Annotated in this window: 4 protein-coding genes; 3 read left to right on the top strand and 1 reads right to left on the bottom strand. The window is 76.9% G+C overall.

Features of this window, described 5'->3' with window-relative positions; all coding sequences use genetic code 11:
* Positions 1 to 46: 46 nt before the first annotated feature.
* Entirely contained in the window at positions 47 to 2,701 is a 2,655-nt protein-coding gene (gene valS, locus ACRYR7_RS23130) for a valine--tRNA ligase (protein WP_432574527.1), read from the bottom strand.
* Positions 2,702 to 2,763: 62 nt separating this feature from the next.
* On the opposite strand from valS, the gene ACRYR7_RS23125 reads away from it, so the two are divergent.
* The 3 genes from ACRYR7_RS23125 to ACRYR7_RS23115 all read left to right on the top strand — a co-directional run bounded on the left by ACRYR7_RS23125 (position 2,764) and on the right by ACRYR7_RS23115 (position 7,389).
* Positions 2,764 to 4,272: a GGDEF domain-containing protein gene (locus tag ACRYR7_RS23125; protein WP_432574525.1), complete on the top strand. Its 1,509-nt coding sequence runs from the start codon at positions 2,764 to 2,766 to the stop codon at positions 4,270 to 4,272.
* Between the two features lie 31 nt (positions 4,273 to 4,303).
* Complete coding sequence (locus ACRYR7_RS23120; protein ID WP_432574523.1) at positions 4,304 to 5,761, top strand: GGDEF domain-containing protein; 1,458 nt, start codon at positions 4,304 to 4,306, stop codon at positions 5,759 to 5,761.
* Positions 5,762 to 5,838: 77 nt separating this feature from the next.
* Positions 5,839 to 7,389, top strand: coding sequence for a long-chain-fatty-acid--CoA ligase (locus tag ACRYR7_RS23115; protein ID WP_432574521.1), 1,551 nt, complete (start codon positions 5,839 to 5,841; stop codon positions 7,387 to 7,389).
* Positions 7,390 to 7,475: the final 86 nt, after the last annotated feature.

The following is a 7,475-nucleotide window of genomic DNA, read 5'->3' as shown; positions in this document are numbered from 1 at the left end:
GGGGCCGCCCCCGCGAGGGAGCGGCCCCGTCGCGCAGCGGGGGGCGTCAGCCCTGCTGCTCGGCGATCTCCGCCTTGGCCGTCAGCGCCGGGGACTGCTCGCCCTCGGCGACCGGCACCTCCTGCCAGGTGATCGAGGCCGCCCGGCCGGCGGCCAGGACGTCGGCCTCGGCGCGCGCGGCGGCGGCGATCACGTCGGCGGGCCCGTAGACCGTGGCCGCGCCCAGGGGGTTCTTCTGGGAGACCTTCGCCTCGCTCTTGACCTTGCGCAGCGCCGACAGCGCCTGGCCGGCGCCGCGCAGCACGCCCCGGGCGCCGGTGTCCGCGGCGGCCGGGCCGAGCTCGTCGACCGCGGGCCAGGCGGCGGTGTGCACCGAGCCGTCCTGCCACCAGGACCACACCTCCTCGGCGGCGAAGGGCAGGAACGGCGCGAACAGGCGCAGCAGGGTGCGCAGCGCGATCGCGGCGGTGGCCCGGGCGGAGGCCTGCGCCTGCTCGCCGCGCGCGCCGTAGGCGCGGTCCTTGACCAGCTCCACCCAGTCGTCGCAGAAGGTCCAGAAGAACCGCTCGGCGGCCTCGAGGGCGGCGGCGTGGTCGTAGCGCTCGAAGGCGTCGGTGGCGGTGCGCACCACCTGCGCCAGGTCCACCAGGACGCTGGCGTCCAGCGCCTCGGTGACCGCGGCCGGGTCGGCGGCGGTGCCGCGCTCGACGCCCAGGCCGAGCACGAACTTGGAGGCGTTGAGCAGCTTCATCGCCAGGCGGCGGCCGATCTTCATCTGGCCGGTGTCGAAGGTGGCGTCGGTGCCCAGGCGCGAGGACGCCGCCCAGTAGCGCACCGCGTCGGAGCCGAACTCCTCCAGCAGCGCCAGCGGGGTGACGACGTTGCCCTTGGACTTGGACATCTTCTTGCGGTCGGGGTCGAGGATCCACCCGGACAGCGCGGTGCGCGCCCACGGCAGCCCGCCGGTCTCCAGGTGCGAGCGCACCACGGTGGAGAACAGCCAGGTGCGGATGATGTCCTGCCCCTGCGGGCGCAGGTCCATGGGGAAGACGCGCCGGTACAGGTCCTCGTCGCGCTCCCAGCCGCCGGCCAGCTGCGGGGTCAGCGAGGAGGTGGCCCAGGTGTCCATGACGTCGGGGTCGGCGGTGAAGCCGCCGGGCGCGCCGCGCTGGGACTCCTCGTAGCCCGGGGCGGTCTCCGAGGCCGGGTCCACCGGCAGCGCGGACTCCTCGGGCAGGATCGGGTCGTCGTAGCGGGGGGCGCCGTCCTCGCCCAGGGGGTACCACACGGGGAAGGGCACGCCGAAGAAGCGCTGCCGGGAGATCAGCCAGTCGCCGTTGAGGCCCGAGACCCAGTGGTCGTAGCGGTGCTTCATGTGCCCGGGGTGCCAGGCGAGCTGCTCGCCGCGCTCCAGCAGCGCCGAGCGCAGCTCGGCGTCGCGGCCGCCGTTGCGCAGGTACCACTGGCGGGTGGTGACGATCTCGAGGGGGCGGTCGCCCTTCTCGTAGAACTTCACCGGGTGCACGATCCTCTTCGGCTCGCCGACCATCGCGCCGGACTCGCGCAGCGCCGCGACGACCTTCTCCTGCGCGGTGTGCACGGTGGCGCCGGCGATCTCGGACCACAGCGCCTCGCCGGGGCCGCCGGCGATCCACTCGGGCGTCTCGCGCACCAGCCGGCCGTCCCAGCCGATGACGGCGCGGGTGGGCAGCTGCAGCTCGCGCCACCAGGTGACGTCGGTGGTGTCGCCGAAGGTGCAGATCATGGCGATGCCCGAGCCCTTGTCGGGCTCGGCGAGGCGGTGCGCCACCACGGGCACCTCCACCCCGAACAGCGGCGAGCGCACCGTGGAGCCGAACAGCGGCTGGTAGCGCTCGTCGTCCGGGTGCGCCACCAGGGCCACCACGGCGGGGATGAGCACCGGGCGGGTGGTCTCGATGAAGACGGGCTCGCCGCCGCCGGTGCGCTCGAACGCCACCCGGTGGTAGGCGCCCTCGCGCTCGCGGTCCTCCAGCTCGGCCTGGGCGACGGCGGTGCGGAAGGTGGTGTCCCACAGGGTGGGCGCCTCGGCCGCGTACGCCTCGCCGCGGGCGAGGTTGCGCAGGAACGCGCGCTGCGCGGTGGCGCGGGCGTCCGCGGAGATCGTGGAGTAGGTGTGCGCCCAGTCCACCGACAGGCCCAGGCGGCGCCACAGCGACTCGAAGACCTGCTCGTCCTCGGCGGTGAGGCGCTCGCACAGCTCCACGAAGCCGCGGCGGGAGACCTGCACGAAGTCGCGGTCGTTCTTCGGCGCCTTCTCCGGCGGGGTGAAGGAGGGGTCGTACGGCAGCGCGGGGTCGCAGCGCACGCCGTAGTAGTTCTGCACGCGGCGCTCGGTGGGCAGGCCGTTGTCGTCCCAGCCCATCGGGTAGAAGACGGACTTGCCGCGCATGCGCTGGAAGCGGGCCACCACGTCGGTGTGGGTGTAGCTGAAGACGTGCCCGATGTGCAGCGAGCCGGACACCGTCGGCGGCGGGGTGTCGATGGAGTACACGTCGGCGCGCTCGGCGGTGCGGTCGAAGGCGTAGGTGCCCGCCTCCTGCCAGGCGGGGGCCCAGCGCTCCTCCAGCCCGTCCACGGTGGGGCGGTCGGGGACGGAGACGCCGGCGGCGGAGCCGTGGGGGGGCTGCGGGGACGGGGGCGCGGTGCTGGCGTCGGACATGCCCCCATCATCCCGCAGACCGCGGCGCTGAAGAGCGCGCCCCGGTGCGCCGATGCTCCACCGTGCCCCCACGTGCGCGACGGCCGCCGGCGTGGGCCGGCTTCCTCGTCGTCGGCGCCGCCGCCGCCACCGCCTGCCTGCTCGCGGACGGCGTGGCCTACGGCGTGGCCTTCGCCGCCGTCAGCCTCGCCGGGGCGCTGGCGGTGGTGGTCGGCACGCTGCGGCACCGCCCGCGCCGCCCGCGCGCCTGGTGGCTGCTGGCGGCCGGCACCGGCCTGTGGGCGGCCGGGGACCTGAGCTACTCCGTCCTGTACGACCTGCTCGGCTCGCAGGCCCACCCCGCCCTGCCGGACCTCTTCTACCTGGCGGCGTACCCGGCGCTGGGCGCCGGGCTGCTGCGGCTGGCCCGCGACGCGCACCCGGCGCGCGACGCGGAGGGCGTGCTGGACGCCACCACCCTGGCGGTGGGGGCCGGCGTGCTCTCGTGGAGCTTCCTGCTGCGCCCGGTGCTCGGCGAGGTGCACGAGGACCCGCTGGGGGCGCTGGTGACGGCGTGCTACCCGGTGGGCGACGTGTTCCTGCTGGCCGTGCTGGGCCGCCTGCTGCCCGTCGCCGGGACCCGCTCGCCCAGCTTCCGCCTGCTGGTCGGCGGGGTGCTGCTGATGCTGCTGGCCGACGCGGGCTTCCAGCTCGCGGCGGCCGCGGTCGACGACGACGGCTCGCTGCTGGACCCGGCCTGGCTGGGCGCCTACCTGCTGTGGGGCGCGGCGGCCCTGCACCCCTCGATGCGCCGGCTGTCCGACCCGGCGCCGGCGGCGGGGGAGCTGGGCCGCGCCCGGCTGCTGCTGCTGGCCGGCGCCAGCCTGCTGGCCCCGGGCACCCTGGCGCTGCAGCTGCTGCTGGGGCAGGAGCCGGGGGCGTGGTCCTTCGTCCTGTCCTCCACGGTCCTGTTCCTGCTGGTGGTGGCGCGGCTGTGGACGCTGCTGGGCCGGCTGCGCGCGCAGACCGCCCAGCTGGCGGACCTGGCCCGCACCGACGCGCTGACCGGCCTGCCCAACCGCCGCAGCGCCGACGAGCACCTGGACCGGGCGGCCGGGCGCGCGGACGCCGGCGGTGCCCCGCTGGCGCTGGCGCTGCTGGACCTGGACCGCTTCAAGCAGTTCAACGACGCCTTCGGCCACCCGGCGGGCGACGCGCTGCTGGCCGGTGCGGCCGCCGCGTGGCGCGCGCAGCTGTCCGGGACGGGGGTGCTGCTGGCCCGCTGGGGCGGGGAGGAGTTCCTCGTGGCGGCCGAGGGCCCGCACGCCGCGGACCTGCCGGGGCTGCTGCAACGGCTGCGCGCGGTGGTGCCCGGGGGGCGGTCCTTCTCCGCTGGGGTGGCGCACCGCGCCGCCGGCGAGCCCGTGGCGGCGGTGCTGGCGCGGGCCGACGCGGCCCTGTACGCCGCCAAGGCCGCCGGCCGCGGCTGCACCCGCACCGCCCGCACCGGTCCCGCCGACCGCGCCGACCCCGCCGACCGCACCGACCGCGCGGTCCCCGGGGCGCGGGGCGACGTGCGCGCGCGGGGGTGAAGGCGGGCGCCCGGCGCGCCGATGCTCCACCGTGGTCCCGCGTCCGTCCCGTCCGCCCGCGTGGGCCGGCTACCTGGTGGTCGCCGGCCTGCTGTCCGTGGTTTGCGTGTGCCTGCGCGGCACCGCCCACGACGTGCTGCTGAGCTGCGTGAGCGCCTCCAGCGCCGTGGCCGTCGCGGTGGGTGCGCGCCTGCACCGGCCGGTGCGGGCGGGCGCGTGGTGGTGCATGGCCGCCGGGATGGGCTGCTGGGCGCTGGGCGACGCGCTCTTCACCCTCGTCTACGACGTCCTGGGCTCGCAGGCGTACCCCGCCCCGCCCGACGTCGCCTACCTGCTGGCCTACCCGCTGCTGGGGGCCTCGCTGCTGTCGCTGGCGCGGCGGGCGCGCCCGGGCCAGGACCTCGAGGGCGTGATCGACGCCACGATCCTGTCGGTGGGCGCGGGGCTGATCTCGTGGACGTTCCTGCTGCGCCCGGCGCTGAGCTCCCTGGGCGACGACCTGCTCGGCGGCGCCGTCAGCGCCGCCTACCCGGTCGGCGACGTCTTCGTCCTGGCGATGTTCGTGCGCCTGATGTCGGCGGCCGGGGCGCGCTCGGCCAGCTTCCGGCTCCTGACGGCCGCGGCGGCCGCGATGCTCGTGGCGGACGTCTCCTACCAGGTCGCCTACGCCGCCACCGGCTACGACGGCGTCGGCAGCGACCCGTTCTTCCTGCTGGCCTACGCGCTGTGGGGCACCGCCGCCCTGCACCCCTCGATGCGGCGGCTGTCCGACCCCGGCCCGCAGCGGGGCGGCGAGCTGGGCCCGGGGCGCCTGCTGCTGCTGGCCGGGGCGAGCCTGCTGGCCCCGGCCACGCTGGCGGTGCAGCTGCTGGCGGGGGTGTCGCTGTCGGCGTGGTCGGTGGTGGTGACCTCCGCGGTGCTGTTCCTGCTGGTGGTGGCGCGCATGTGGACGCTGCTGCGCCGGCTGCGGGTGCAGGCCGCGCAGCTGCGCGAGCTGGCCCGCACCGACGCCCTGACGGGCCTGGCGAACCGGCGCACCGCGGAGGCGGAGCTGGACCGCGCGCGCGAGCGGGCGGCGGTCTCCGGGGCGCCGCTGGTGGTGGCGGTGCTGGACCTGGACCGCTTCAAGGCGTTCAACGACACCTTCGGCCACCCCGCCGGCGACGCGCTGCTGGTGGGCTGCGCCCGGGCGTGGGGGAGCGAGCTGGCCGGCACCGGCGTGCTGGCGGCCCGCTGGGGCGGGGAGGAGTTCCTCGTCCTGGCCGAGGGGCTGGACCCGGCGCGGGTGCACGAGCTGCTGGAGCGGATGCGCGCGGTGGTCCCCTCGGGGCAGTCGTTCTCGGCGGGCCTGGCGCGCTGGGACGGCGCGGAGCCGGCCGCGGGGCTGTTCGCCCGCGCCGACCGGGCGCTGTACGCGGCCAAGGCGGCCGGTCGCGCCCGCACGTGCCCGGCCCCCGAGCCGGCCGGCGCCACCGCCCCCGCGCTCTGAGGGCGCCGGTGCGCGCGGGCGCGCGGGGCGTGTGAGACTGCCCGGGCCCGTGGCCGACGTCGTCTGCAGGAGCACCCATGAGCACCCCCCGTTCGTTCGCCGCCGTGATCACCGAGCACGCGCGGACCCGCCCCGACGCCCCCGCCGTCCGCCTGGACGACACCGTCCTGACCTGGCGCGCCTTCGACGACGCCACCGCCCGCGTGGCCGCGCTGCTGCGCGCCGAGGGCCTGGCGGTGGGGGACCGGGTCGCGCTCGTGCTGCCCAACGTGCCGCACTTCCCCGTGCTGTACCACGGGGTGCTGCGCGCCGGGGGCGTCGTGGTCCCGATGAACCCGCTGCTGCGCGGCCGGGAGGTCGCGCACCACCTCGCCGACTCCGGCGCCCGGCTGGCCTTCGCCTGGCACGCCGTGGCCGACGCCGCCCACGCCGGCGCGGCGGGCACCGGCACCCGCGTGGTCGTCGTGGAGCCGAGCGCCACCGCCGAACTGCTGGCCGGGGTGCGCCCGGACCCGCACCCGCACGAGCCGGACCCGCAGGACGTGGCGGTGCTGCTGTACACCTCCGGCACCACCGGCACCCCCAAGGGGGCGGCGCTGACGCACCGCAACCTGATCAGCAACGCCGTGACGAACCACGAGACGCTGGCGCAGGTGCGGCCGGGGGAGACCATCCTCGGCGCGCTGCCGCTGTTCCACGCCTTCGGGCAGACCTGCGCGATGAACACCGCGGTGATCGCCGGGGCCCAGCTGACGCTGCTGCCGCGGTTCACCCCCGAGGCCGCGCTGGCCGTCGTCGAGCGCGACCGGGTGAACCTGTTCTCCGGGGTGCCCACGATGTACGTGGCGCTGCTGAACCACCCCGGCGCCGAGCGCTGCGACGTGTCCTCCCTGCGCCGGTGCGTCTCCGGCGGCGCCTCGCTGCCGGTGGAGGTGCTGCGCGGGTTCGAGGAGCGCTTCGGCGCGGTGGTGCTGGAGGGGTACGGCCTCAGCGAGACCTCCCCGGTGGCCTCCTTCAACCACCCCGGCGCCGAGCGCCGGCCCGGCTCGATCGGCACCCCCGTGCGCGGCTGCGAGATGGACCTGCGCTCCGCGGACGGCTCGCCGGTGCCCGAGGGGGAGGTCGGCGAGATCGTCGTGCGCGGCGAGAACGTCATGAAGGGCTACTGGCGCAACGAGGCGGCCACGGCCGCGGCGATCGTCGACGGCTGGTTCCGCACCGGCGACCTGGCCACCCGCGACGCCGACGGCTGCTACCGCATCGTCGACCGCGCCAAGGACATGATCGACCGCGGCGGGTACAACGTGTACCCGCGCGAGGTGGAGGAGGTGCTCTACGAGCACCCCGCTGTCGCCGAGGCCGCCGTGGTCGGCTTCCCCGACCCGCTGGTGGGCGAGGAGGTCGGCGCCGCGGTCGTGCTGAGGGCGGGGGCGAGCGCCACGCCGGAGGAGCTGCAGGCGCACGTGCGGGCGAACCTGGCGCCGTACAAGTACCCGCGGCGGGTGTGGATCGTCTCCGAGCTGCCCAAGGGGCCCACCGGCAAGATCCTCAAGCGGGCGATCACCCCGCCGGCGCCGGTGGAGCAGGGGGCGGAGCAGGGCCCCCCGGCCCGGCCCGGCACCGCCTGACGCTGCGCCGACCGACCCGGCACCGCCCGACCCGGCACCGCCCGCGGGCAGGGGCGCACGGGCGGGGCCCGGGGCGGTCGACGACC

Source organism: Kineococcus gurbantunggutensis (assembly GCF_050871925.1).
In the GTDB taxonomy this organism is placed as follows: Bacteria; Actinomycetota; Actinomycetes; order Actinomycetales; family Kineococcaceae; genus Kineococcus.
The sequence above is the reverse complement of the archived record's forward strand: the minus strand, read 5'-3'. Positions and strand labels throughout refer to the sequence as shown.

What these genes read in the sequence shown, in the direction of transcription:
- valS (WP_432574527.1), bottom strand. Translation starts at nt 2,701, where the DNA reads ATGTCCGACGCCAGCACCGCGCCCCCGTCCCCGCAGCCCCCCCACGGC.
- ACRYR7_RS23115 (WP_432574521.1), top strand. Translation starts at nt 5,839, where the DNA reads ATGAGCACCCCCCGTTCGTTCGCCGCCGTGATCACCGAGCACGCGCGG.